At 70.3% G+C, this 24,193-nt stretch carries 23 protein-coding genes; 8 read left to right on the top strand and 15 right to left on the bottom strand.

Translation table 11 applies throughout. The annotated features are described in order from the left end of the window. Positions 1 to 50 precede the first annotated feature (50 nt). Both DEJ09_RS06290 and DEJ09_RS06285 read right to left on the bottom strand, forming a co-directional pair. Positions 51 to 1,100, bottom strand: coding sequence for a methionine synthase (locus DEJ09_RS06290; protein WP_111087943.1), 1,050 nt, complete (start codon positions 1,098 to 1,100; stop codon positions 51 to 53). A gap of 37 nt (positions 1,101 to 1,137) precedes the next feature. Next, the gene (locus DEJ09_RS06285; protein ID WP_111087942.1) at positions 1,138 to 2,097 is read right to left on the bottom strand and encodes a putative oxygenase MesX; all 960 of its coding nucleotides are present in this window, start codon (positions 2,095 to 2,097) and stop codon (positions 1,138 to 1,140) included. A gap of 119 nt (positions 2,098 to 2,216) precedes the next feature. Between DEJ09_RS06285 and DEJ09_RS06280 the strand changes: the two genes are divergently transcribed. After that, positions 2,217 to 3,158 (top strand): LysR family transcriptional regulator, encoded by a 942-nt coding sequence (locus tag DEJ09_RS06280; protein ID WP_017886883.1) that lies wholly within the window; start codon positions 2,217 to 2,219, stop codon positions 3,156 to 3,158. A 56-nt stretch (positions 3,159 to 3,214) separates the two neighbouring features. Here DEJ09_RS06280 and DEJ09_RS06275 read toward each other — a convergent pair whose 3' ends face one another. The 5 genes from DEJ09_RS06275 to DEJ09_RS06255 all read right to left on the bottom strand — a co-directional run bounded on the left by DEJ09_RS06275 (position 3,215) and on the right by DEJ09_RS06255 (position 9,389). Next, positions 3,215 to 4,612, bottom strand: a complete 1,398-nt coding sequence (locus DEJ09_RS06275) for a family 20 glycosylhydrolase (RefSeq protein ID WP_146245681.1) — start codon at positions 4,610 to 4,612, stop codon at positions 3,215 to 3,217. Between the two features lie 223 nt (positions 4,613 to 4,835). After that, positions 4,836 to 5,669: an ornithine carbamoyltransferase gene (locus DEJ09_RS06270; RefSeq protein ID WP_111087940.1), complete on the bottom strand. Its 834-nt coding sequence runs from the start codon at positions 5,667 to 5,669 to the stop codon at positions 4,836 to 4,838. Between the two features lie 178 nt (positions 5,670 to 5,847). Next, complete coding sequence (locus tag DEJ09_RS06265; RefSeq protein ID WP_146245680.1) at positions 5,848 to 6,357, bottom strand: hypothetical protein; 510 nt, start codon at positions 6,355 to 6,357, stop codon at positions 5,848 to 5,850. 95 nt (positions 6,358 to 6,452) lie between these two features. Beyond that, complete coding sequence (locus tag DEJ09_RS06260) at positions 6,453 to 8,198, bottom strand: glycosyltransferase (RefSeq protein ID WP_111087938.1); 1,746 nt, start codon at positions 8,196 to 8,198, stop codon at positions 6,453 to 6,455. 3 nt (positions 8,199 to 8,201) lie between these two features. Further along, a complete protein-coding gene (locus tag DEJ09_RS06255; protein WP_111087982.1) occupies positions 8,202 to 9,389 on the bottom strand; it encodes a hypothetical protein in 1,188 nt (395 codons plus the stop codon). A 198-nt stretch (positions 9,390 to 9,587) separates the two neighbouring features. Here DEJ09_RS06255 and DEJ09_RS06250 point away from each other — a divergent pair, with 198 nt between their 5' ends. Next, positions 9,588 to 10,859, top strand: coding sequence for an endo-1,4-beta-xylanase (locus DEJ09_RS06250; RefSeq protein WP_111087937.1), 1,272 nt, complete (start codon positions 9,588 to 9,590; stop codon positions 10,857 to 10,859). A 52-nt stretch (positions 10,860 to 10,911) separates the two neighbouring features. On the opposite strand, the gene DEJ09_RS17920 is transcribed toward DEJ09_RS06250, so the two are convergent. The 4 genes from DEJ09_RS17920 to DEJ09_RS06230 form a co-directional block, all read right to left on the bottom strand. After that, a complete protein-coding gene (locus DEJ09_RS17920) occupies positions 10,912 to 11,409 on the bottom strand; it encodes a hypothetical protein (protein WP_146245679.1) in 498 nt (165 codons plus the stop codon). Positions 11,410 to 11,624: 215 nt separating this feature from the next. Further along, the gene (locus DEJ09_RS06240) at positions 11,625 to 11,939 is read right to left on the bottom strand and encodes an SdpI family protein (protein ID WP_110864167.1); all 315 of its coding nucleotides are present in this window, start codon (positions 11,937 to 11,939) and stop codon (positions 11,625 to 11,627) included. 107 nt (positions 11,940 to 12,046) lie between these two features. Beyond that, positions 12,047 to 12,703 carry a response regulator gene (locus DEJ09_RS06235; RefSeq protein WP_111087935.1) on the bottom strand — a complete coding sequence of 219 codons (657 nt, stop codon included), beginning with the start codon at positions 12,701 to 12,703 and terminating at the stop codon, positions 12,047 to 12,049. Then, positions 12,700 to 14,409, bottom strand: coding sequence for a sensor histidine kinase (locus DEJ09_RS06230; protein ID WP_111087934.1), 1,710 nt, complete (start codon positions 14,407 to 14,409; stop codon positions 12,700 to 12,702). Before DEJ09_RS06230 ends, DEJ09_RS06235 begins: the two co-directional genes overlap by 4 nt. Positions 14,410 to 14,562: 153 nt before the next feature. On the opposite strand from DEJ09_RS06230, the gene DEJ09_RS06225 reads away from it, so the two are divergent. Further along, entirely contained in the window at positions 14,563 to 16,059 is a 1,497-nt protein-coding gene (locus tag DEJ09_RS06225; RefSeq protein WP_111024731.1) for a CitMHS family transporter, read from the top strand. A 64-nt stretch (positions 16,060 to 16,123) separates the two neighbouring features. On the opposite strand, the gene DEJ09_RS06220 is transcribed toward DEJ09_RS06225, so the two are convergent. Genes DEJ09_RS06220 through DEJ09_RS06210 form a run of 3 tightly spaced genes read right to left on the bottom strand, consistent with a single transcriptional unit; the run spans position 16,124 to position 19,348 of the window. Then, on the bottom strand, positions 16,124 to 17,197 hold the full coding sequence (locus tag DEJ09_RS06220; RefSeq protein ID WP_111087933.1) for a low specificity L-threonine aldolase: 1,074 nt from the start codon (positions 17,195 to 17,197) through the stop codon (positions 16,124 to 16,126). A gap of 4 nt (positions 17,198 to 17,201) precedes the next feature. Continuing rightward, complete coding sequence (locus DEJ09_RS06215; RefSeq protein WP_111087932.1) at positions 17,202 to 17,885, bottom strand: SDR family NAD(P)-dependent oxidoreductase; 684 nt, start codon at positions 17,883 to 17,885, stop codon at positions 17,202 to 17,204. Further along, a complete protein-coding gene (locus DEJ09_RS06210; RefSeq protein ID WP_111087931.1) occupies positions 17,882 to 19,348 on the bottom strand; it encodes a DUF6421 family protein in 1,467 nt (488 codons plus the stop codon). Before DEJ09_RS06210 ends, DEJ09_RS06215 begins: the two co-directional genes overlap by 4 nt. 301 nt (positions 19,349 to 19,649) lie before the next feature. Here DEJ09_RS06210 and DEJ09_RS18045 point away from each other — a divergent pair, with 301 nt between their 5' ends. Then, a complete protein-coding gene (locus DEJ09_RS18045; protein ID WP_111122850.1) occupies positions 19,650 to 20,228 on the top strand; it encodes a TetR family transcriptional regulator in 579 nt (192 codons plus the stop codon). A gap of 82 nt (positions 20,229 to 20,310) precedes the next feature. Here the strand turns inward: DEJ09_RS18045 and DEJ09_RS06200 are convergent, their stop codons facing one another. Further along, positions 20,311 to 20,955 carry a GntR family transcriptional regulator gene (locus tag DEJ09_RS06200; protein ID WP_111030607.1) on the bottom strand — a complete coding sequence of 215 codons (645 nt, stop codon included), beginning with the start codon at positions 20,953 to 20,955 and terminating at the stop codon, positions 20,311 to 20,313. A 97-nt stretch (positions 20,956 to 21,052) separates the two neighbouring features. Between DEJ09_RS06200 and DEJ09_RS06195 the strand changes: the two genes are divergently transcribed. From DEJ09_RS06195 to DEJ09_RS06180, 4 genes are all read left to right on the top strand, one after another. Beyond that, positions 21,053 to 21,760 (top strand): DUF969 domain-containing protein, encoded by a 708-nt coding sequence (locus DEJ09_RS06195; RefSeq protein ID WP_111087929.1) that lies wholly within the window; start codon positions 21,053 to 21,055, stop codon positions 21,758 to 21,760. After that, positions 21,757 to 22,839, top strand: a complete 1,083-nt coding sequence (locus DEJ09_RS06190) for a DUF979 domain-containing protein (protein ID WP_111030606.1) — start codon at positions 21,757 to 21,759, stop codon at positions 22,837 to 22,839. The genes DEJ09_RS06195 and DEJ09_RS06190 overlap by 4 nt, the downstream gene beginning before the upstream one ends. After that, positions 22,826 to 23,887, top strand: coding sequence for a DUF2891 family protein (locus DEJ09_RS06185; protein WP_111087928.1), 1,062 nt, complete (start codon positions 22,826 to 22,828; stop codon positions 23,885 to 23,887). The genes DEJ09_RS06190 and DEJ09_RS06185 overlap by 14 nt, the downstream gene beginning before the upstream one ends. Positions 23,888 to 23,949: 62 nt before the next feature. Then, positions 23,950 to 24,132 (top strand): hypothetical protein, encoded by a 183-nt coding sequence (locus tag DEJ09_RS06180; RefSeq protein ID WP_111087927.1) that lies wholly within the window; start codon positions 23,950 to 23,952, stop codon positions 24,130 to 24,132. Positions 24,133 to 24,193 lie beyond the last annotated feature (61 nt).

Here is a 24,193-nt window from a genome sequence, read left to right as displayed (position 1 = left end):
CGGCGGCTCTCCTCCTTCCGGAAGAGAGCCGCCGTGGTGTTTCGCGGCGATCAGCGGGCCGACGGGGCCGCCGTGCCGACGAGCTCAGCACGCACGATGTCCGCACCAGCCGACAGCGCGCCGAGCTTGTCCAGCGCCGCACCCCGCGCCAGGGGCGCCATCCCGCAGTTGGAACTCGGGATGAGCTTGTCCGCATCGACGAACTCGAGCGCCCGACGCAGCACCTCCGCGACCTCCTCCGGGGTCTCCACGGTCTCGGTCGCGACGTCGATCGCCCCGAGCATGACCTTCTTGCCGCGGATGAGCTCGACGAGCTCGAGGGGAACGTGGGAGTGGATGCACTCGAGCGAGACGATGTCGATCGACGACTGCTGCAGCAGCGGGAAGGACTGCTCGTACTGCCGCCACTCCGCGCCGAGCGTCTCCTTCCACTTGTTGTTCGCTTCGATGCCGTAGCCGTAACAGATGTGCACGGCGGTCTCGGCGCGCAGGCCCTCGGCTGCACGCTCGAGCGCGGCCACGCCCCAGTCCTGCACCTCGTCGTGGAAGACGGTGAAGGCGGGCTCGTCGAACTGGATGATGTCGACGCCGGCGTCCTGCAGTTCGCGTGCCTCTTGGTTGAGGATCGTGGCGAACTCCCACGCCAGCTTCTCGCGGCTCTTGTAGTGCTGGTCGGAGAGGGTGTCGATCATCGTCATCGGGCCGGGGAGCGCCCACTTGATGGGGCGATCGGTCTGAGCGCGCAGGAACGCAGCGTCCTCGACGAAGACGGGCGCCCGACGGCTGACGGCACCGACGACGGTCGGGACGGCCGCGTCGTACCGGTCGCGGATGCGGACGGTCTCCTTGCGCTCCAGGTCGACGCCGTCCAGGTGCTCGATGAACGTCGTGACGAAGTGCTGGCGGGTCTGCTCGCCGTCGCTGACGATGTCGATGCCGCGGCGCTCCTGCTCGTGCACGGCGGAGCGCAGGGCGTCCTGCTTGCCCTCGGTCAGTGCTGCTCCTTGCAGCTCCCAGGGGGACCAGAGCCGCTCGGGCTCGGCGAGCCAGGACGGCTTCGGCAGGCTGCCGACGATCGAGGTGGGGAGGAGAGAACGCATGGGTGTGACGGTCCAGTCAGTCGAAGGGCAGAGGAAGTCAGCGCGCGAGGGCGGGATCAGCCAACCGGGCGAGGAGTGCGTGGTGCGGCCGCACCAGGTGCTCCTCGGTCCACCGGCCCTGCGTGATCCCGAGGCGGCTGCGCTCCTCACGGTCGTACGTCACCGGGGTGGGCGTGAAGTCGGTGTGGTCGAGGGTGGGGCGGTAGGTGCTGCCGGCCGGGGTGTTCGCGGCGTAGACCTCCGGGCGGTAGATCTTCTGGAAGGTCTCCATGGTGGCGATCGTGCCGATGAGCTGGAGGTCCCTGTAGTCGCCCGTCAGGTCGCCGCGCGTGTAGAACGCGAGCGGGGCAGCCGCTCCGGCGGGCTGGAAGTACCGGACCCGCATGCCCATCCGGCCGAAGTAGTCGTCGGTGAGCGAGGAGTGCTCGTGCTCGTACTCGGCGCCGAGCACCGGGTGGACGTACCCGTTCCGGCGGTAGGTCTGGCTCGTCGAGACGCTGATGCAGACGACGGGCTCGGTACCGAACTGCGATCCGAACACGTCTGACTCCAGGAAACGCTGGAAGAGCGCCCCGTGCAGCTGGCCGAAGGCGGACGGGATGCCGGACGACGCTGAGGGCAGCAGGACGGAGAAGTCGTAGTCGCGCAGGTACGACGAGAAGTTGTTGCCGAGGATCCCCTGGTGGCGCTCGCCGGTGTGCTGGTCGACGATCGTGACGTCGAGCATCTCGAGCAGCGGGAACTCCGCGTCGGAACCACCGTCGGAGAACTCCAGCGCCACCGAGACGATGTCGAGCTGCAGACGGTAGCGGTCGTGTGCCGCGGCCAGCTCGTTCGCTCGCCCGTCGATCATCGCCAGCGCAGCGCGGAGGTTCTGCTGACGGTGCTCGCCGCGCGCCAGGTTGGCGAAGTTCGTGGTCAGCCGGGAGCTGTCCGCGGGGGAGTAGTCCTCGTCGAACCGGGTCCGGGTGATAATGAAGGTGAGGTCGTTCGCCATGGTCGGCAATCTGTTCGTCGAGCGCCCGCGGGCGCTGGGGAAGGGGTGCCTCGATCATGGCGGGATTACCGAGCCATCAGGTAATACCGAGACGCTATGCACCGGTATAGCCTCGGCCTATGGCCCGGGTCTCGAACGACATCACCCTTCAGCAGCTCCGGTACTTCATCGAGGTCGCGACAGAGGGCTCGATCAGCGCAGCGGCCGACCTGCTCTACGTGTCGCAGCCGACGATGTCCGCAGCGATGAAGGACCTCGAGACTCGGATCGGGCGCCCGCTCTTCACCCGATCGGCCAGGGGCGTCGTCCTCACCGTGGACGGCGTCGAGTTCCTCGGGTACGCCCGGCAGGTCGTCGAGCAGGTCTCCCTGCTCGAGCAGCGCTACGTCGGCGGCCAGCGGTCGCGTCGGTTGCTCGGGGTGTCCGCCCAGCACTACTCGTTCGCGGTGGAGGCCTTCGTCCGCATGGTCGAAGCAGCGGCTGCGGACGAGTACGAGTTCTCGCTGCGCGAGACGCGCACCTGGGACATCATCGAAGACGTCCGCACGCTGCGCAGCGAGGTGGGCATCCTCTACCGCAACGACTTCAACAAGCAGGTGCTCGGCAAGCTGCTGCGGGACGCCGGGGTCGTGTTCACACCGCTGTTCGTCGCGCAGCCGCACATCTTCGTGGCCAAGCGGAACCCGCTCGCGTCGCGGGAGCGTGCGACCCTCGAGGACCTCGCCGACCTGCCTCGGCTCACGTTCGACCAGGGTGCGAACAACTCCTTCTACCTGGCCGAGGAGATCCTGTCGACGATGTCGAGCAAGCGGGAGATCCGGGTGTCGGACCGGGCGACGATCTTCAACCTCATGATCGGTCTGGGCGGGTACACGATCTCGACCGGGCTGATCAGCGACGACCTCGACCCCGAGATCGTCGCCATCCCACTCGACGTCGACGAGCGCATCGAGATCGGCTGGATCGCGCACGCCTCGGTTCCCCTCACCGTGCAGGCGCAGGCGTACCTGGACGAGTTGCGTGCGGTGGTCACCAGCTACGGCGTCGAGCCGCTCGGGTAGGCAGGCGGCGGGTCCGGCGGTTCCAGCGATCGGCCTGGAGGCCCGACATGCGTCCGTCAGGAGGCTGCGGTCTCGATCATCGCCGTCACGTGCGGCGCGCTCCACCGCAGGAGCGCGTCAGATGGCGGGTCCTCGAGGTCCTCACCCCAGATCGCGACGGCGGCACCCGACATCGGAGCCGCGAGCACCGAACCGGAGTCGCCGTCCCACGCCCGGAGCGACCAGTTCTCGCGGAGGTCGGCGACCGTGTACTCGCTGTCGGCCGGGTCGAGGTCGGTCGGCACCTCGTAGAGGTAGTACGAGTTGTAGTTGAGCAGGTCGATCCCGGCCTGCTGCAGGTCGACCGCACTCGCCCGTCGTGCTCGCCGTTCGCGCCGCTCGGCTGCGTCCTCGGTGTCGCCGTCGAAGCTCCAGTACGTGACGTGGATGCGCGGATCGAGTCGCCCGACCGCGACCCGATCGATCCCGTCGTTCCACGCCCAGACCTCGCGGTCGCCGACCGTCGCCGCCATCGCGTTCATCCAGGCGACGCGTTGGGCGGCAGAGACGTCGTCGCCCCATTCGTCCCCGCCGATGTGCACGGTTCGGCTGGTGGGGAAGGTCCGCTGCACCTCTGCGTACAGCTTCTTCGCCAGCGCGAGACTCGCGGGCGCCGAAGGGTCGAGCTCGTTCTCGCCCGAACGGACGCGGTCGACCCACTTCGTCCCGTGCTGTGCCTCGAGCAGGGCGAAGGCGGCGGCCATGTGTCCGGGAGTGTCGATCTCCGGCACGATCGCGACGCCTCGCTTCGCCCCGTAGGCGGCGATCGAGCGTGCCTGCACGGCGCTCAGGAACGGGCGATGGGTCACGCGGCTCGTGTACACGCCGTCGTCGAGATCAGCGTTGGCGAGGGTCTGGCCGAGGACCGTGCTCTCGATCCCGACGTTCTGGTCATCGGTGAGGTGCAGGTGCAGGAAGCGGCTGCCGTCGTCGGCGAGCAGGTCGATGTACCGCTTGATCAGCGCCACGGGGTAGTAGGCGCGAGCGACGTCGAGCATCACGCCCGTCTCCGGGCGCGCGCGCTTCGTGGGCGTGCTGGTGACGGTCACAGCCGACGTGCGGCACTGCTTCGCGGAGTACGCGCCCACGCAGGCGAGGACCGAGTACTTGCGGGCCGTGGCACGGGAGGGCGTCCCGCGGACCGCGGTGACGGAGGTGCTCGAACCAGCGGCGAGTGCCTTCACCGCGACCCGGCCGAGTGTGTACTTCTTCGTGCCGGCGGACAGGTACAGCCAAGCGGAGGAAGCCGGCTTCCGCACGGCGGCAGTGTTCTTGACCTTGAGGGTGGTGCGCACGGCACTGCCGGTCGAGGTGACGGTGGTGGTCGCGGTGACCTTCGTGACCGTCACCGCCGAGGCTGCGGTGTCCGCTGATCCTGCCGTTGCACGGATGCCGACCAGAGCTGCTGCCGACACGGCGATTGCCAGACCGACCGCAATGGTCCGTCTGACACGGTGCGGGGCAGGCGCTGTGAACGATCGGGACGAGGTCCTGTTCTGACGTACCACGACGCTCTCCCTCGGCAATGCGCGTCGTTCACCTGCGCGACGGCGTCACCTTTCTACCGCAGGTGGATCACGTGGCTCGGGTTCGTGTCCGAACCCCGACAAAGGTGCACCGTGGCACACCGGCCTCGCGTCAGCGGTTCGCGGACAGCAGTTCGAGGCAGTGCGCCATGACGGCTTGCTGAACCGGCAGCAGGGCCGCCTTGAAGGCGTGGCCGACGAAGGCAGGGTGTTCGAGCGCGTCGGCGCTGACCTCCCGGCCGCGCAGGAAGGGCGGGCAGGGATCGAGCACCATCCCTTTCGGTGCGAGGTCGAGGAGGGCCGCGGTGATCTGGAACGGTTCGAGCGCCCGGGCGTGCTGGCCGGGGCCGTCGGTGAGGACTACGTCCGCTGACCGGACGGCGGTCTCCAGGTCGTCCGTCCACACCACACCCGGGGAAGCGAGATCGGCGGGGCAGCACTGGACCAGATCGAGCTGCAGGACCCGAGCCGCTTCCTGCCACGCTCGGGCGATGTTCCCGTCTGCGCCCACGAACACGTAGCGGAAAGACGAGATGTTGCCTCGTTGCCGCAGGGCGTACAGGTCCGAGAGCACCTCGCAGGGGTGGTTCTCGTCGGTCATCGCGTTCACCACGGGCAGTGCCGCTGCTGCGGCCAGGCCCTCGACGACCGCGAGGTCGTGATGGCGCACGACGAGGATGTCCGCCCACGCCGCCAGGTACTGCGCGACGTCCGTCAACGCTTCCGGCTTGTCGAGCGTGGTGTCCGGGAACACGATCGGCTGCAGGCCCATCAGGGACGCGCCCCGTTCGAACGTGACCCGGGTCCGCAGGCTCGTCGACGGGAAGAACATCGCCGCGGAGCCCGCGGTCGCGGGTCCTCGGCCGTCGCGGTAGTCGTCGGCCAGGCTGAAGACGGCCTCGACGTCGGACCTGCTCCAGTCATCGAGCTTGGTGAGCGATCGCATCCCACCACCCTAGGGACGGGTCGCGTGCGCCCTCGACGTGACCGGAAGACGGCCTGGAGGCGCGTGGCGGCGCCGCCACGCGCCTCCAGGCCGCCGTGTGGTGTCGACGGAAACCGGCCCGGTCGCAGGATCGGCCTGCGCCCTTGGCGGGAAGCGCTTCCGCTGTTGCGGTGCTTACTCAGCGCGTGCGCGCAGCGAGATCGCTGTAGGCCGCCGCGTACCAGCCGACGGTGCCGTCTCCGGCGGTCGGGCCGATCGTGATCGCCGCGCTCGACGTGACCACGTACAGGTCCTCGTCGTGTCCGCAGTGGACGGAGCGTGACGTGAGCCGTTTGCCCGTCTCCGACCCGTTCGCACCGATGCGTCCGGCCCACACGGCCATCTGCACGGTTTCGTCACCCTGGCAGGTGATCGAGACGCGGATCCGCGCACGGTCCCCGGCTCCGTCGGTGCCGAGGGAGAGTCGGCTGGATGAATCGTTGGTGCCGGCACCGCTGCCGAGTCCGCCAGGTTGTCCGGCCCATCGGTCCTGCACGCGCTGCATCCAGCCGGAGTGGGCCTTGTCGTTCTCCTCCGGCGTCGGGTGATCAGAACAGGCCGTGAATGACACGAGGGCCACGACGGCGACGCCGATGACCAGTGTGCTGCGTCGAAGGCCGCGGCGGGCGTGGGGGGACCGAGTGCGCATGTCGTGGCAAGTGTTCCCTACGGCGGCGGCCTGCTGCATCCTCCCGTTCGTGGGCCGCCGGCGAACCGGAATCGCTGCCCTGGCGGGCCTCCCGCTCAGCTCGGCGAGTCGGGCGACGTCACCGTCGCAGACCCCTGAGTTGTCAGCCCGTGCTCCGTCTTCTCCCAGTAGTGCGGCCGGGTCAGGAGCTGCCAGAGCGCCTTGTAGGCGGCGATGGAGTGCAGCGTCCAGTACACGGGGTTCAGGAGCGACCAGAGGATCAGGTGGAAGGTCCCGCGCTTGAACGGGCCCATCATCGACAGGTAGATCATGATCGCGTTGCCGACCAGGAAGTTGAACAGGCACAGCCACAGCACCCACACCGGGAACAGTGCGTCGACGGTCTCCCGTGGCAGGAAGAACGTGACGGCGGTGAGCGCGTAGAACGGCAACACGCAGAGGAACGTCGCCGGGGTGCCCGCGATGAGCAGGACGAACGCCGCGAACCGGACGAGTCCGATCTCACGGACGAGTGCGAGCGGCCGACGGGCGTGGACCAAGCTGGTCTGCATGTAGCCCTTGATCCAGCGGGACCGCTGCCGGATGAAGTTCGGCACCGAGGTGTTGGCCTCCTCCATGGTGGTGGAGTTGATGACGCCCACGCGGTACCCGACGGCGCTCGCCCGGATGCCGAGGTCGGCGTCCTCGGTCACGTTGTAGGGGTCCCAACCGCCGAGCTCGATGAGCGATGCCGTGCGGAAGTGGTTCGACGTGCCGCCCAGGGGGATCGGCAGGGACGCGTGGTCCAGACCGGCCAGCATGTAGTCGAACCAGTAGGAGTACTCCAGCGTGAACATGCGGGTGAGGACGTTCTCGCGGGCGTTGAAGTAGTTCAGTGCCGCCTGCACGCACACCGTGGCCTCGCCGCCGCGCTCGAACGCGATCAGTGCCTTCTTCAGCTGGTCGGGGTCTGGTGTGTCCTCGGCGTCGTAGATCACGAGGTACTCGCCGGTCGCGACGTAGAGTCCGACGTTGCACGCACGTGGCTTTGTCTGCGGGTGCCCCTTCGGCACGGTGATGACGCGGAAGTGCGGTGGCGGGTTCGCCGCGGCGATCGCGTCCCGTGTCTCCTGGTCCTCTTCCTCGGTCAGGATGATGACCTCGAGCTTGTGCACGGGGTAGTCCAGGCCGCCGAGGTTGTCGATCAGCTGGGCGACGATGTTCGCTTCGCGGAACACGGGCACGAGGACGGTGTAGCCGGGGAGGTCGGCGTCGTCCAGGGCAGAGACCTCGGTGTCGGTGATCCGTTCGACGACGTCGTAGCGGGCTCCCTGCGTGGCGACGACGAACTTGAAGCCCGTCCCGGCGAGGAACACCAGGCTGGCTGCGATCAGCGCTGCGATCGCGGTCTGGACCGGCCAGATGATCCCGCACGCCACGGCGATCACGGCGAGGACGATGCCCGAGGCCTTCTGTGACCGCGAGAAGACGACGCGGGCGGAGAGCGTCGGGTTCCGGTCATGGAGTTCGTTCGCAGCGGCATCGGCCACGGCCCCGTGGAACTGGCTCAGCACGGCACGGCGGAGGGTCCAGCTGTCGACGGAGACGAACGTGACCGGAGCCCCGAGTTCCTCGGACAACGCATCCCCGAGTGCGGCGTCGTCGGCCCGGCCGGAGGTGAGGACGAGGATGCTGCCGTCCTGCAGCACGCGGACCGGCATCCAGTCCTCGGCGAGGTACCGCTGCCCGGATCCGGGGCGCTGCAACGCCGGGTCGATCCCGGAGGCCTCGAGCTCGGTGAGTTCATCGGGTCGGGACGTGGCTGTGTGCCGGCCGAGCCCGGAGAGGTGTGGGGTCGTCACTCGTCACCACCACCCGAGGGAGTCACCGATGGCGGCCATCCACTCCAGCGTGATCGGCCGGTTGAACGCAGCCGCCCACGCGATCACGATCTGCGCCGCGCCCACGGCGGCGATCAGGCCGCTCGCCCGGGTGGTCCGGGCGGCGGGGACCACGGCGATGCCCATCATCGTCATGATGAGGAACACGTTGCCCGCGGAGTTCACCGGGATGAGACCACCCACGTAGCCGATGATCAGCGCCCCGAAGACGAACACCGAGATCAGGACCGAACCGGGCCGACGACTCAGCAATGCCAGGGCGCAACCGCTCGCGACCGGGGCGAGGATGAGCAGCCCGTTGAGCGTCGTGACGAGCTCCGGGACCAGCCCCCAGAGCGCAGGGTCGTAGTGGACGGCGTTCTGGAACACCAGCAACGGGTTCCGTCCGAACAGTGCCTCGAGGAACATCACCGCGCCGAAGACCGCGATGGTCGGGAACAGCACGATGAGCACGTTCGACCATCTCGCGCCCGACTCGCTCCGCCGGGCGACGGAGAGCAGCGGGGCCGTGATGGCCGCCGCGACCACGAGGACGAGCCCCGAAGCGTCCGCCAAGGACGCGAGCATGAAGAGGATCCCCGACTCGAAGCCGGCCTTGGTGTTCCGGCTGGAGACGAAGCGGACCATGTTGATCGCGCCGATCCCGAACAGCGCGATGCCGAGGAGCGCCTCGAAGTTGCCCGTGGCGGTGTACGCGAAGAGCGGGTTCGCGCCGATCGCGATGAGGAAGACCGTGCTCTTCCACCATGGGAAGCGCCGTTGGACCATGGCCTCGAGCAGCTGCTGCAGCAGGATCCCGGCGACCAGTGCCCCGGCGACCGCGAGTCCGGCGGCGCCGCCGGGGATGAGCCGCACGAGGATCGTGCCCAGCGGTGGGTACAGCTCGCTGAGCCACGAGACGTCTGCGCGGTCCCAGCTCAGTGTCGCGACGTGGTCCACGACAGAGCGGTTGACGGTGACGTCGGCCACGGTGGGGTCGGCGCTGACGGCTGCGAGCACCAGGAACGGGACGGCGAACGCGAGCCGGAGCAGCCATCGTGCGCCCGCGCGGCTCGGGAACGGTTCCAGCCGTGTGCGCGTGTGGCCGTCCGCGCGCGCGGCTTCCAGCTCGCGACGCAGGGCGCCTGCACGTTCTGCTTCCAACAAGACCACGGGGGCCACCTCACAGCAAGGCCGACTCGGTCTTGGTTGACATCGATTCCGGCCCGACACTGATGCCGTGCTCCCCGCAGCAGTGCGGATGCGAACGCATCCTCTCACCCCCGGCCGTCTTCCGGGTGACGGCGACGATCCCCGCTGCTATGTTTGCGCGCACAACAAATCCCGGACGACGACGTCGGAGGACGCGCGATGACGCACGCAACAGAGCACCGCTTCGGTGAGACGACCCTGACGGTCGTCGACGCCACCGCCAACCCGATCCCCGATGTCGACCTCACCGTCGAACAGACCCGTCACGCCTTCGCCTTCGGCAACATCGGCTTCGACTTCATCGGACTCGCCAACGGCGAAGCGACCGGCGAGGCGACCGGCGAAGCGACCGGCGAAGCCAACGCCGAAGCGCAGGACGAAGCAGGCACCGAGCACCTCGCCGACCTCTACACCGACGTCTTCAACACCGCGACGCTCCCGTTCTACTGGGGCCGCTTCGAGCCCGAGCGCGGAGCCCCGGACACCGCCAGACTCCTGACGACGGCGCAGTGGTTCCGCGACCGCGGCATCGCCCTCAAGGGTCACCCGCTCGTCTGGCACACCGTGCAGCCCGACTGGCTGCTGGGGCTCCCGCTGGACGAGGTCGACCAGCTGCAGCGGGAGCGCATCCGCCGCGAGGTCTCCGCCTTCGCCGGCACGATCGACACCTGGGACGCCATCAACGAGGTCGTCATCATGCCGGTGTTCGACAACGGCGACAACGCGATCACCCCGCTCGCCCGGGCCAAGGGCCGCATCCCGATGATCCGGATGGCCTTCGAGGAGGCCCGCGCCGCCAATCCACACGCCACCCTGCTGCTCAACGACTTCGACCTGTCGAGTGCGTACGAGTGCCTGATCGAGGGCGTGCTCGAGGCTGGCGGGCAGATCGACGCCATCGGACTGCAGACCCACATGCACCAGGGCTACTGGGGCGAGGACACGATGCTCGCGATGGTCGACCGGTTCGCTCGCTACGGCCTGCCGCTGCACCTGACCGAGACCTCGCTCGTCTCCGGTGACCTCATGCCCGCGCACATCGTCGACCTCAACGACCACCAGGTCGCTTCGTGGCCGTCGACGCCCGAGGGCGAGGCGCGCCAGGCCGACGACATCGAACGGCACTACCGGAGCCTGGTGGGGCACCCTTCCGTCGAGGCGATCACCTACTGGGGCATCACCGACGCCGGCGCCTGGCTCGGCGCCCCGATCGGACTCGTCCGCGCCGACGGCACCCCGAAGCCGTCCTACGACGCGCTCCGCCGCCTGGTCAAGGAGGAGTGGTGGCTCGGCCCGACGGTGCTGCGCACCGACGACCGCGGTCGGGTGCAGGTCCGCGGCTTCCGTGGCGACTACCGCGTCGACGTGCGTGGCACGTCCACCGCGTTCGCCGTCACCGACGTGCCCACGCAGGTGCAGATCGTCGCGTGACCACCTGACGGACTGGAGGCCCGGTGCGGCCCCGCCCCGCGCCTCCAGTCCGTCAGTGGCGGACCTGGCTGTGGGGGTGCTCATGGCTCTGATCGGGGTGGTGCGCTTTGCTGGGCGAGACCAGCGGATCGTCCGCGGCACCGTGAGGGGTGGACTTGATGCGCTTGAGCAGACCGCACGGACGGCTCCTGCTCGTGCAGCGCTCGCTCCTCGCGACCGCCGTGCTGGCGTCGGGGCTCGCACTGGTGACCGGGTGCAGTTCGCCCCGCCTGCCGCCGTCGTCCGCAACCTCTGTCGAGGTGGCGAAGGTGTACCTGGCTGCGGCGAAGGCGCAGCGGTGTGACGTGACGAAGGCGTTGACGCTCGACAGCACGTGGGCGTGGTGCCGGAACCCGACGCTGCGGAAGTACACCGTCGCGGACAAGGCGGAATCGGTGCCGTTCAACCCTGGCCACAAGACGGAGTCCTGCGTGGACACGACGGTGACGAGTCGAGCGTCGGAGGAATCGGAGCCGATGAACGGGACCCGCACGTGGAGCTTCTGCTTCACGAAGACGGCGTCCGGATGGCGCCTCACGGACCAGGGACAGGGCTAGGGCGGCGCGCGCCCCTCCTGAGGCGGCCGGAAGGGCCAGGCGTCCGCGCTGAACCACACCCGTGCCCCCGCGTTCGCCGTCACCGACGTGCCCACGCAGGTGCAGATCGTCGCGTGACCAGCTGACGGACTGGAGGCCCGGTGCGGCCCCGCCCCGCGCCTCCAGTCCGTCACCTGGTCGCGCGTCCTGCGGCCACCACACCCCAGAAGGCTCCGCCGACGAGGATCGCGGCGCACGCGACGAACGCGGGGATGTCGTCGGCGCGTCCGAGTGCGATGTAGACCAGGCTCACTGCCACGGTCGCGCCGCCGGCGATGCTCGTCGGGACGATCGCTGCTCGGTGGCCGATGATCCAGCTCTCGTCGCTGCGCATGGTCGCCCGGGTACGGATGCCGACGAGCCCGTTCCTGCCGATGGTGCCCCGCGCCGGCAGGACGACGAAGACGATGGTCAGGACGGCGGCTGCCATCTCGATCGCGATCACGTGATCTCCTTCTGGGTCGGTCATCACGCTCGCGTGTGGCTGAGATCGGAGCGCGTCAGACCAAACCTGCCGGTATCCGGTGAAATACGCAAGGGCAGCAGGGCCCGTCACCGCCGCACGTACCGGTGCTCCGGCCGCCCCGCAGCCCCGTACCGCAACTGCATCGCCACGGTCCCGTCCGCCGTCAGCTGCGCCAGGTACCGCTGCGCCGTCGCCCGCGAGACCCCGATCGCCGCAGCCACCTCGGCGGCAGATCGTTCCTCACCGGCGACGAGCTGCTCGAGCACCAGGGCCGCGGTGGCCGCCCGGGACGGTGACGCCCCACCGCTGTCGCCGGCGTGCAGGATCCGGAACGCCCGCTCGACGGCCTCTTGATCGAGGGTCGACCGCTCGTCGAGCACGTTCCGCGACCGCGCGTACGCCTGCAGCCGTTCGGCCAGCACCCCGGCTGCGAAGGGCTTGATCAGGTAGGCGAGTGCCCCGCTCCGCATCGCCCGCCGCACGGTGCCCGAGTCCGAAGCAGCGCTCAGCACGAAGGCATCGGTGTCGATCGACCGCAGCAGCTCGAGCCCGCTGCCGTCGGGAAGGTACACGTCGACGAGCACCAGGTCCACGGTCCCGCTCGACAGCGCGGAGCGCGCGGCCGCGAGGGTCCCGACGGGTTCGAGCGCCCGGAACCCCGGCACGTCGTCGACCTGCCGCCGGTGCAGGTCGGCGACGTGGAAGTCGTCGTCGACCACCAGCACGGTGAAGACGGAACTCACGACACCACTCCTTCCAGTCGGGCGCAGAAGACCGCGCCGTGGTCGTCACCGCCGGGGGAGGCGAGCCACACGTCGCCACCGTGCCGCCGGGCGATCTCCCGCGACAACGGCAGCCCGATCCCGAGCCCGTGCACCTGCGAGACGTCCTCCGACGCAGGAGCAGCCGCCGGACCGCGCACGAACAGCGAGTCCGCGGCATCGTCCGGCACCCCCGGCCCGGAGTCCATCACCGACAGGTGCAGGGTCGCGCCGTCGTCGAGCACCTCGACCTCGACCCACGGGGATCCGCCGTCCCTCGACTGCTCGTCCCCGATGAGGGCCGCCGAGACCGCGTTGTCGACCAGGTTGCCGAGCACGGTCGTCACGTCGCCCGGGTCGGTGATCGTCCCCTGCACGAGCGTCTCCGCCCCGACCCGCAGGAGCACCCCACGCTCGGAGGCCTCGACGCCCTTCGCCCCGAGGAACGCCTGCAGGTACGGCTCGGTCAACCGGTCGGCGTGCTGCACCGGGTAGCGCAGCGGCCCCCGCTCCTGCACGTCCGCCAGGTACGCGCGCGCCCGGGTGGTCTCGCCGATGTCGAGCAGCCCCGAGATCGCGTGCAGCCGGTTCGCGAACTCGTGGCGCTGCGCGCGGAGCGCCGTGCTCATCGCCCCGACGGCATCGAGTCGCCGGGTCAGGGCCTCGACGTCGGTGCGGTCGCGCAGGACGGCGACCCGGCCCAGGTCGCGTCCGTCGCGGAACACCGTGCGGACGTCGACGAGCAGCACCCGGTGCCCGGCGACGATCGTGGCGCTCGCCGGAGCCGCGGTGGTCACGTCCAGCATCGACCCGAGCGGCGCGGGCAGGTCGAGGGAGGACACCGGACGGCCGACCGGATCGGCCATCCCGAGCAGTCGGACGGCTTCGGGGTTGCAGACGGTGACGACCCCCGACGGGCCGATCGCGATGACGCCCTCACCGACGCCGCCGAGCACGGCCTGCTGGTTCTGCACGAGCGTCACGAGCTCCTCCGGCTGCAGCCCGAGCGTCAGCCGCACCAGCCTGCGTCGGATCAGCACCGAAGCGATCACCGCGAGCAGGACCGCCGCCAGCCCGGCACCGATCACCGGCATGCTGTCCTCGACCAGGGTGTCGTAGACGCGTGCCCGGTTGAACCCGACGCTCACCTCGCCGACGACGACGGACTGCCGGGAGGCGCGGCTCGTCTCCGCCCCGCCGGCTGCGGGCGCGGAGACGGGCACCTTCGCCCGCGCCGACTCACCGAGCGTGCCGCGTGCCCAGGACACGGTCTCCCGGCCGGCGAGTGCGGCGTCGGGGGAGGTGCTCACCATCTCGCCGATCCGGTCGGTGTCGGGGTGGGCCAGCCGGATGCCCCGGTCGTCGGTGACCACGACGAAGAGCGCCCCGGTGCGACGCTGGGCCGCGAGTGCCGCACGCTGCACGGGCCCGTCGGCCAGGGCCGCGGGGTCGAGGTCGGTGCCGTCGACGCTGAGCCGGGCGACCGCGGCCCGGACGTCGGACTGCGCGGCGACGCTCTGTGCGATCGCGAGTGCGGTCCCCTCGGCAGCGCGCTCGAGCCGGGTGACCTCGATCCGGACGAACACGGCACTGGTCAGGGCGACGACGGCGACCACCACGGCGAGCTGCAGCACGAGCACCTCGGTGGCGAAGCGGAGCCTGGGGCGCCGTGAACGGTCGTCGGTCACGACCCCAGCGTACGGAGGGCGAGTCGACCTGCCTGCGCACAATGCGCAGAAAGCGGTCAACGCGCGATGGTGCGCCAATGTGCAGAAGCGCGCCGCGCCTCCAGGTCGGGTCGTAGCGTGCCCGGACTGCCAGACACGGACGAAGGAGTCCTGATGCTCGTCATCCTCGGGTACGCGATGGTCCTGACCTTCATGGTCCTGATCATGACCAAGCGCATGTCGCCCATGCTCGCGCTGATCATCGTGCCGACCGTGTTCGGACTGTTCGCGGGGGCGGGTCTGGGACTCGGCGACATGGTGACCGAGGCGATCGGCACGCTGGCACCGACGGCCGCGCTCCTGATGTTCGCGATCATGTACTTCGGGCTGATGATCGACGTCGGCCTGTTCGACCCGCTCGTCCGGTTCATCCTGCGGGTGACCGGCAACGACCCGGCGAAGATCGTGCTCGGCACGGCTCTGCTGGCCGGTGCGGTGTCGCTCGACGGGGACGGCTCGACGACGTTCATCGTGGTCACGGCGGCGATGCTGCCGATCTACCTGAAGCTCGGCATGAGCCCGGTCGTGATGACGTGCGTGGCGGGTCTGACGAACGGGACGCTCAACATCGTGCCGTGGGGCGGTCCCACCGCCCGAGCCGCCGCCGCGCTGAAGATCGACCCGACGGACATCTTCGTGCCCCTCGTGCCGTCGCTCGTGGTCGGGCTGCTGCTGTGCTTCACGTTCGCGTGGACGATGGGCCTGCGGGAGCGGAAGCGCCTCGGGCTGATCGAGTTCACCGAGGCTTCGCGGGGTGCGCGTGTGCCCGAACGGGCGAACGCTCGGGCCGGTTCACGGGTGCTCGCGGCGGTGGGCGGGACCGGCGGCGGGATGTTCACGAGCCCCACGGTCGCGCTCGGACTGCGCGGCGGGAAGGCCGACGGTCGTCGTGCGGACGGCGATGGCGTGGACGGCGCGGGTTCGGGGGACGAGGGCGGCACGGGGACCGGCACCATGGCCGAGACGATGCTCGACCCGAACCGCCCGACCCTGCGGCCGAAGCGGATCTGGTTCAACCTGGCGCTGACCGTCGCGGTGATGGTGGCGCTCGTGCTGGGCCTGCTGCCGCTGCACTTCGTGTTCATGATCGGCACGGCGATCGCCCTGCTCGTGAACTTCCCGCAGCTCAAGCAGCAGACCGCGCAGATCGTGGCGCACGCCCCGAGCATCGTCGGTGTCGTGTCGATGGTGTTCGCCGCCGGGGTGCTGATCGGGGTGCTCGACGGTACGGGGATGGTCGCGGCGATGGCCGACTGGCTCGTCGCGGTGATCCCGGACTCGATGGGCCCGTACCTGGCGGGCATCACCGGTGTGCTGAGCATGCCGCTGACGTTCTTCATGAGCAACGACGCGTTCTACTTCGGGATCCTGCCGGTGCTGTCCGAGAGCGCTTCGGCGTACGGGATCACACCGGCCGAGATGGCGCGGGCCTCGGTCGTCGGGCAGCCGGTGCACATGCAGAGCCCGCTGGTCCCCGCGATCCTGCTGCTGGTGTCGCTGGCCAACGTGAACCTCGGTGACCACCACCGGAAGGTGCTGTGGCGGGCCGCCGTGGTCGCGATGGCGATGCTCGTGGTGGCGATCGTGGTGCGGGTCATCCCGTTCGGATGAACCGACCGCCGGTGCCGACTCGGCGCGCGCCCGACCGGTGCGCGCCGGACCGGACGGTGCCGGCTCAGGCGGCGTCGAGCTCCCGCGTCAGGGCCGCGACGAAGTCGTCGATGTCCTGCTCCGAGGTGTCGTACGCGCACATCCACCGCACCTCGTTGCGGCTGGCGTCCCAGTCGTAGAACCGGAAGTGCTTCCGCAGTCGGTCGGCGACCCCGGCGGGCAGGGTCGCGAAGACGCCGTTCGCCTGGGTCTGCTGGCTGAAGCCGACGCCCCGGATGCTGCCGTCGGCGATACCGGCCTCCAGTGCACCGCGCAGTCGGGCGGCCATGGCGTTGGCGTGCCCGGCGGAGCGCAGGTACAGGTCGTCGCTGAGCAGGGCGATGAGCTGCGCGGAGACGAACCGCATCTTCGACGAGAGCTGCATGTTCATCTTGCGCAGGTAGTGCAGCCCCTCGGACGCCGAGGGGTTCAGCACGACGATCGCCTCGCCGTAGAGCATGCCGTTCTTCGTCCCGCCGAAGCTCAGCGCGTCGACACCGGCGTCGGTGGTGAAGTCGCGCAGGGGCACCCCGAGGGACGCCGCGGCGTTGGAGATGCGGGCGCCGTCCATGTGCAGCTTCATGCCGAGGGAGTGGACGTGGTCGGCGATCGTCCTGACCTCGTCCACCGTGTACGCGGTGCCGAGCTCGGTGGTCTGCGTGATCGACACGACGAGCGGCTGTGCGCGGTGCTCGTCGCCCCAGCCCCAGGCCTCGCGGTCGATGAGCTCGGGCGTCAGCTTGCCGTCGGGTGCCTCGACCGGCAGGAGCTTGATGCCGGCGACGCGCTCGGGCGCACCGGCTTCGTCGGTGTGGATGTGCGCGGTCGCGGTGCACACGACCGCTCCCCACCGCGGCAGCATCGACTGCAGCCCGACGACGTTCGCGCCGGTGCCGTTGAACACCGGGAACGCCTCGGCCTGCGACCCGAAGTGCTCGCGGATCACCTCGTTGAGACGTGCGGTGTAGACGTCCTCGCCGTAGGCGATCTGGTGGCCGTCGTTGGCCGCTGCGATGGCGGCGAGGATCTCGGGGTGGACGCCGGCGTAGTTGTCCGAGGCGAAGCCCCGCAGGTCCAGGTCGTGCAGTCGGAGGGTCACGCGTTCATCCTAGGTTCGAGGGATCAGCCGCCGTGAGCGGGATGCGGGCACCGTTGACCTCGGCCGGTGCGGTGTCCCAGAGCCGGACGACCTCGGCGCCGAGCCGCTCCTCGAGGCCGGACAGTGCACCGACGACGAACACGGCGGCCGCGGCGGTCTCGGGTGCCTCCTTCCGGAACCCCTGCGCGACGGCCCGGACCCACGCGTCGGACGCGGCCTTCGCCGCCGCGTAGTTCGCGGCGCCGGCGGTGGGGGAGTCGACCGCGGTGGACGACACGAACGCGAGCCGTCCGGCAGGGGACGCCACCAGGTCGTCGTGGAAGACCCGGGTCGTGTTCCGCAGGGTCCGGAAGGCGCGGTCGAAGAAGTCCCAGTCCGCGTCGGACTGGCCGACGATGCTGCCACCGCCGCGCCATCCGCCGACCAGGTGGACCAGTCCGTCGACGCGGCCGGCGTCCGCGTGGACGTCGTCGGCCAACGCGGTGACCGCACCGAGGTCCGACAGGTCGCACGTCCGCGTCGTGACGCCCGGGACGGACGCGCGCAGGGCCTCCAGGGCGTCGGGTCTGGTGCCGACCGCGACGACGGCCGCACCGGCGGCGGTGAGCGCTCGCGCGACGGCTGCGCCGCTGGCACTGGTCGCACCGGCGATCAGCACCAGGCGCCCGGCCACCGAGCCGTCGGTCACGCGGCGGCCTCGCTGACGAGCTCGGCGTCCGTGGTGCCGGTGATGCCGGCCGTGGACGCGATGACGGTCGCCATCTTCTTGTCGAGGGCCTCGTAGAACATCGACAGCGGGAACTCGTCGTCGAGCACCGCGTCGGTGTAGCCGCGCGGCGGTCCGGCGAGCGTCTCGTCGGGCAGGCCACGCGCCCACTTCGACGCCGGGTGCGGCGTGAGCGTGCGGGTCAGCATCTCGTACGCGGCGAGCCAGTGCGCCGACTTCGGCCGGTCGATCGAGCGCCGGTAGAGCTCGTTGATCTCGTCGCTCAGGGCGATGATCACGTCCGGCACCTCGGGCCAGTCGATCGTCAGCTGCGTGTCCGTCCAGTGCAGGACGCCGTGCTGGTGCATCCAGGCGAACAGCAGCTGGCCGCCCAGTCCGTCGTAGTTGCGGATGCGGCTGCCGGTGATCGCGAAGCGGAAGATGCGATCGAAGACGACCGCGTACTGCACCAGGCGCGCGTGGTCACGGATGGCGCGCTGCGCGTCCTGGAGGCCCGTGTCGGGTCCGGCGGACAGCTCGCGTTCCAGACGCACGGATTCGCGGAACGCGGTCAGGTCGCAGCGGAGCTCCTCGAGCGAGTAGAGGAAGAACGGCATCCGCTGCTTGATCATGAACGGGTCGAAGGGCAGGTCCCCGCGCATGTGCGAGCGGTCGTGGATGATGTCCCACATCACGAAGACCCGCTCGGTCAGCTGCTGGTCGTCGAGCATCGCAGCGGCCTCGGCCGGCAGCTCGAGCTTGGTGACGTCGGCGGCGGCACGGACGACCCGGCGGTAGCGGGCGGCCTCGCGGTCCTGGAAGATCGCGCCCCACGTGAAGGCGGGGATCGAGCGCATCGCGACGGTCTCGGGGAACAGCACCGCCGAGTTCGTGTCGTAGCCCGGGGTGAAGTCGACGAACCGCAGTGCGACGAACAACGCGTTGCCGTGGTCGCCGGCCTCGAGCTCGGCGATGAACTCCGGCCAGATGACCTCGACCAGGACCGCCTCGACGAAGCGCGAGGTGCTGCCGTTCTGGGTGACCATCGGGAACACGACCAGGTGGCCGAGCCCGTCGACGCGGTGCTGCTGCGGCTGGAACGCGGTGAGGGAGTCGAGGAAGTCGGGGACCCCGAAGCCCTGCTCCTGCCAGCGTGCGAAGTCGAGCTGCAGCACCTGCAGGAACGCGGCGTCGTGCGGGAAGTGCGGTGCCAGCTCGGCGACGGCCGGCACGATCACCGCGACGTGACCGGCGGCAGCGGCGTGGTCGGACGGTTCGGGGACGGAGCCGTCCCGCGTCTGCAGGGCCTGCAGGGCGACGACTGCACGCTTGAGCCGGAGCCAGGCGGGGTGGGCGGCGATCTCGCGCACGGACAGGTGGTCCTCGACGACCTCGGGCTCTCCGACGATGGCGTCCTGCGAGATCTTCTGGGCGAACTGGGACATGTCGAACCTCCCGTCATCGGGGTCGGCCGCGGATCTGCGGACGAGTGGTGCGCGTTACCGGATCGTCTCGAGCCTAGGGAAGTTCGGGGGACGCAAAGTTGCCCATCTGCGGTGGAATCGTGCGTCGTCACGATGCTCGCGCGGGCATCCACGCGAGCCGCGCACGGAACCGTCGCTCCGCGTGGCTGGGATCTCCGGAAGGGACCGGGAAGTGCCGTCGACTGGCCTCGGGGCAGGGCTGCTGCGCGCGCTGGTCCGCATCGATGGCTCTGCGGGCCACGTGATCGGTACGGTGGTCGCCATGGCCCGATTCACGCCCCCCGCCGCTGACGCGATGCGCGCCCGGCTCCTGCTCGCCGCGCGGGACGAGTTCGCCGCGGTCGGACTGGCCGCCGGCAGGGTCGAACGGATCGGTGCCGCAGCGTCGAGCAACAAGGCGCAGGTCTTCCACTACTTCGGCAGCAAGGAGGGGCTGTTCGACGCCCTCGTCGCGGACACCGTGACCGAGACGTTCGCCGAGGCTCCACTCGACACCGCCGACCTCGCCGCCTGGGCCGGCCGGGTGCACGACTCGTACGTCCGTCGCCCCTGGGCCCAGCGGCTCGCGACCTGGCACCGGCTGGAGCGTGCCGACGTCCCGCTCGAGTCCGTCGCGACGAGCTACGCCGACGCGGTGGCCGAGGTCGAGCACGCGCAGCGCGCCGGGGTCCTGCCGCGGGCGTTCCGTCCGGCGGTGCTCCTCGGGCTCGTCCTGCACACCGCTGCGTTCTGGAGCGCGACCGCTCCGGAGTACGAGCCGCTGGTGCAGGCCGTGACGCCGCCGCGGCGTCGCCAGGTCGTGGTCGACGCGGTCACGGCCCTGGTCGGCGGGAAGTCCTGACCGAGCGATCCGCGGGCGCCAGCGTGAGCGCGCTCGGACTGCGCGTGCGGGGCGGAGCCGCACCGGGCCTCCTGGCCGTCCCTCAGTCGGCTGCGCCGGCGGCGACCCGCAGCGTCCGCTCCGCGTCGTCGAGGTAGTCGGCGAGCAGCGCCGAGGCGGCGTCCTGGTCGCCACCGCGCAACGCGGACACGATCGCGTCGTTGCGTTCGACGAAGTCGGCGTGGAACGAGGCCGGGTCCGCGGTGGTCAGGAAGGCGAGCCGCATCTCGGCGAGCAGGCCGTCCATCAGGGCGTGGATCCGCTCGCTCGGCACCGCGCGCACGAGCTCGGCGTGGAAGCGGATGTCGGCCGTGCCGACCGCGCCCCAGTCGCCCGCGGACGCGGCTGCCCGGGCGTCGCTGACCGCTGCGGCGGCCTCGGCGAGTGCCGGTGCGTCGGGGGTGCAGGCACGGACGGCTGCCTCTTCGAGCACCCGCCGAGCCGCGTAGAGATCGGTGACGTCGGCGGCGGAGAGGCGTCGGACGAACACCCCGCGGTTGAACACGTGCTCGACCAGACGGTCGCGGGCGAGCAGCCGGAAGGCCTCGCGCAGGGTGTTCCGCGAGACCCCGAGCTGGTCGCTCAACCGCTCCTCGGACAGCTGCGCCCCGGGGGAGAACCCACCCGACGCGATCATGGTGCGCAACCGCGTGGCCGTGGAGTCAGCGCCGCCGACGGTTCGGGTCATGGCACCGATCCTGGCACGGGTGGCGTTTGTGAAGGGCGTGTTACAGAGCAGAACCGGCTCTTGCGATTGTTGAACAATGCGGTCCAGACTGTCCCGCATGTTCGTCCTCATCGGCGTCGCCGTCGTCATCGTCGGCTTCGCGTTGCGCATCAACGCGCTCCTCGTCGTCACGGTCGCGGGCATCGTGACCGCGGCCATCGGCGGGATCGGTCCCGTCGGCATCCTCGACGCGTTCGGCAACGGGTTCGCCTCGAGCCGGTCCGTCACGACCTTCGCGCTCGTCCTGCCCGTCATCGGTCTGATCGAGCGCTACGGCCTGCAGGACCAGGCGAAGCGCCTGATCGCGAAGCTCGACAAGCTCACGACCGGTCGTCTGCTCGCCGGATACCTGGTGATCCGGCAGGTCACCGCGGCGGTCGGCCTGACCAGCATCGGTGGGCCGGCGCAGACGGTGCGCCCGCTGGTCTACCCGATGGCCGAGGGCGCGGCGATCAAGAAGTACGGGCGGATCGACGACCGCATGCGCGAGAAGATCAAGGGCTACTCGGCGTCGTCCGACACCGTCGGTGTGTTCTTCGGCGAGGACGTCTTCGTCGCGGTCGGCTCGATCCTGCTCATCACGACGTTCGTCGACTCGACCTACGGGCTGTCGCTCGAACCGATCGACCTGGCCCTGTGGGCGATCCCGACGGGCATCGCGGCGCTCATCGTGCACGGCGGACGCCTGCTGCTGTTCGACCGCCGACTCGACAAGATGGCGGCGGACGCCCGTGCCGACGCCCCGACCCTGGGGGCAGCAGCGTGATCACCAGCGAATGGCTCTACTGGCTCATCGGCGCGTTCTTCATCGCCGTCGCCGTCCTGATCGTCACCGACACCGCGCACGCGAAGCGCCTGGGCAACGCGGCCTTCTGGGGCATCCTCGGGCTGTCGTTCTTCTACGGCACCTTCGTCGCCGCCGGCACGGTGCCGGCCTGGACACTCGGGATCGCCGTCCTCGTGATGGTCGCGCTCGCCGGGCTCGGCTTCACCGGCACGACGAGCCGTACCCGGGTCGCGAGCATCCCCGGCGCCGGCACGGGTGCCGAGACCGGCCCCGCCGAACCCACCGGCGTGACGCAGAAGATCACGGACGCCGGCAGCGGCAGCACGAGTGTGCTCGCCACCACCAGCCCGGACGAGCGCGCCGCCTTCGCGACGAAGTACGGCAACCGGCTCTTCATCCCGGCCCTCGTGGTGCCGGTGGTCGCCGTGCTGGTCGCGACACTCGGCCCGCTCGTCTCGTTCGGCGGCGAACCGCTCCTCGCCGAGGGCAGTGCGACCCTGACCGGTCTGGGCATCGGTTCGGTGCTCGCCGTCGTCGTGGCCGTGTTCGTCCTGCGCCCGCCGAAGATCGCCACCCCGATCCGCGAGGGCGGTCGCCTGCTGCAGGCGATCGGCTGGGCGGCGCTGCTGCCGCAGATGCTCTCGACGCTCGGCATCGTCTTCACCCAGGCGGGCGTCGGTGACGCCGTCGGCACCATCATCAAGTCGGTCCTGCCCGACGGCTCGCTGCTCGCCGCCGTGGTCATCTACTGCCTCGGCATGGCCCTGTTCACGATCATCATGGGCAACGCGTTCGCCGCGTTCCCGATCATGACGGCCGCGATCGGCTGGCCCGTCCTGGTGCAGGGCTTCGACGGCAACCCCGCCGCGATCTTCGCGATCGGCATGCTCGCCGGCTTCTGCGGCACGCTCGTCACCCCGATGGCCGCGAACTTCAACCTGGTGCCGGCTGCCCTGCTCGAGATGCGGGACAAGTACGGCCCGATCAAGGCGCAGATCCCCACCGCCGCCATCCTGCTCGTCGTCAACATGGGAGTCATGTACCTTGTCGCATTCTGATGCCGCCCCGACCGACCTGACCCGGGCCGCCTGGGCCGACCGCTTCGCGGCCGTCGCCGCGGACAACACGACCCGCGAGTACCCGTACGCCGCGCACCACGCGACGTCCGGACCGGACGACCGGGCCCTGCCCGTCGAGCTCCACCCCGCCTTCGCCACGTCGTACGACTGGCACTCGTCGGTGCACATGCACTGGCTCGCGGCGCGCCTGGTCGCGCACGGCCTGCCCACCGACCTGGAGGCCCGGCTCACCTCGATCCTGCAGGCGCACCTCACGACGGATCACCTCGCGACCGAGGCGGCCTACCTGCGCGAGACGCCGCACTACGAGCGCCCCTACGGCTGGGCTTGGCTCGCCCGGCTCGCCGCCGAGGTGTCGGCATCCGAGGCGCCCGCTGTCCGGGCACTGGCACCGGGGTTCGCACCCGTCGTCGACGTCCTCGAAGACCTGGTCGTCCGGTGGATCGACGGCGCCGCGCACCCCGTCCGGCACGGCGTGCACTCGAACTCGGCGTTCGGGCTGCTGCTCGTGCTCGAGGCCGCCCGGTCGCTCGACCGTCCGGCCCTGGCGGCAGCGGTCGAGGGGGCTGCGAAGGACTGGTTCGGCGCGGACGCCGGGTGGCCGTTCGCCTGGGAGCGGAGCGGGCACGACTTCCTGTCCGCGGGCCTCGCCGAAGCCGACCTGATGCGGGCGGTGCTGCCCGCCGCTGAGTTCGCCACGTGGGCCCGCGGCTTCTTCGCCGCGGTGCAGCCGGGCGACGCGATCCTGCGGTCGACGGTGGTCCGTGACGAGAACGACCCGCAGCAGGTGCACCTGTTCGGGCTCGACCTGTCGCGGGCGGGATCGGCCCGGCGCATCGCAGACGCACTCCGCGCCGGCGGTCCGGACGACTCCGGCACCGGCATCGCCGACCTGCTCGACGATGCGGCCGACCGGCTGCTGGCCTCGGGTCTCGCCGCGAGCGTGGGCGAGGAGTACTACTCCACCCACTGGCTGGCGAGCTTCGCCTGGGACGCCATGGAGGCCCGGGAGCACGCCGCTCGCTGACCGTCTTCGGGAGCGCTGATCGTCTGCGGACACGTCGAGGATCCGGAGGTAGCTTCGGGGCCATGAGCGATCCGAAGGACGACGAGACCCTCGACGACTTCCGCGAGGCGCAGGAGACCGACTACGAGCCGGAGCCGACCGTGCTCGACCCCGACGACCTGCCGGTGGTCGACGACGCGGACGACGAACTGCTCCCCGACGACGACCGACCGGTGCCGCTCGACACCGACGACGAATCGATCTGAGCGATCGCGCCGTCGTCGTGCCGCGGCACCGGCGCTGACGCCGGCGTCAGCTTCGGCGTCG

This window comes from Curtobacterium sp. MCLR17_055 (assembly GCF_003234305.1).
In the GTDB taxonomy this organism is placed as follows: Bacteria; Actinomycetota; Actinomycetes; order Actinomycetales; family Microbacteriaceae; genus Curtobacterium; species Curtobacterium flaccumfaciens.
The sequence above is the reverse complement of the archived record's forward strand: the minus strand, read 5'-3'. Positions and strand labels throughout refer to the sequence as shown.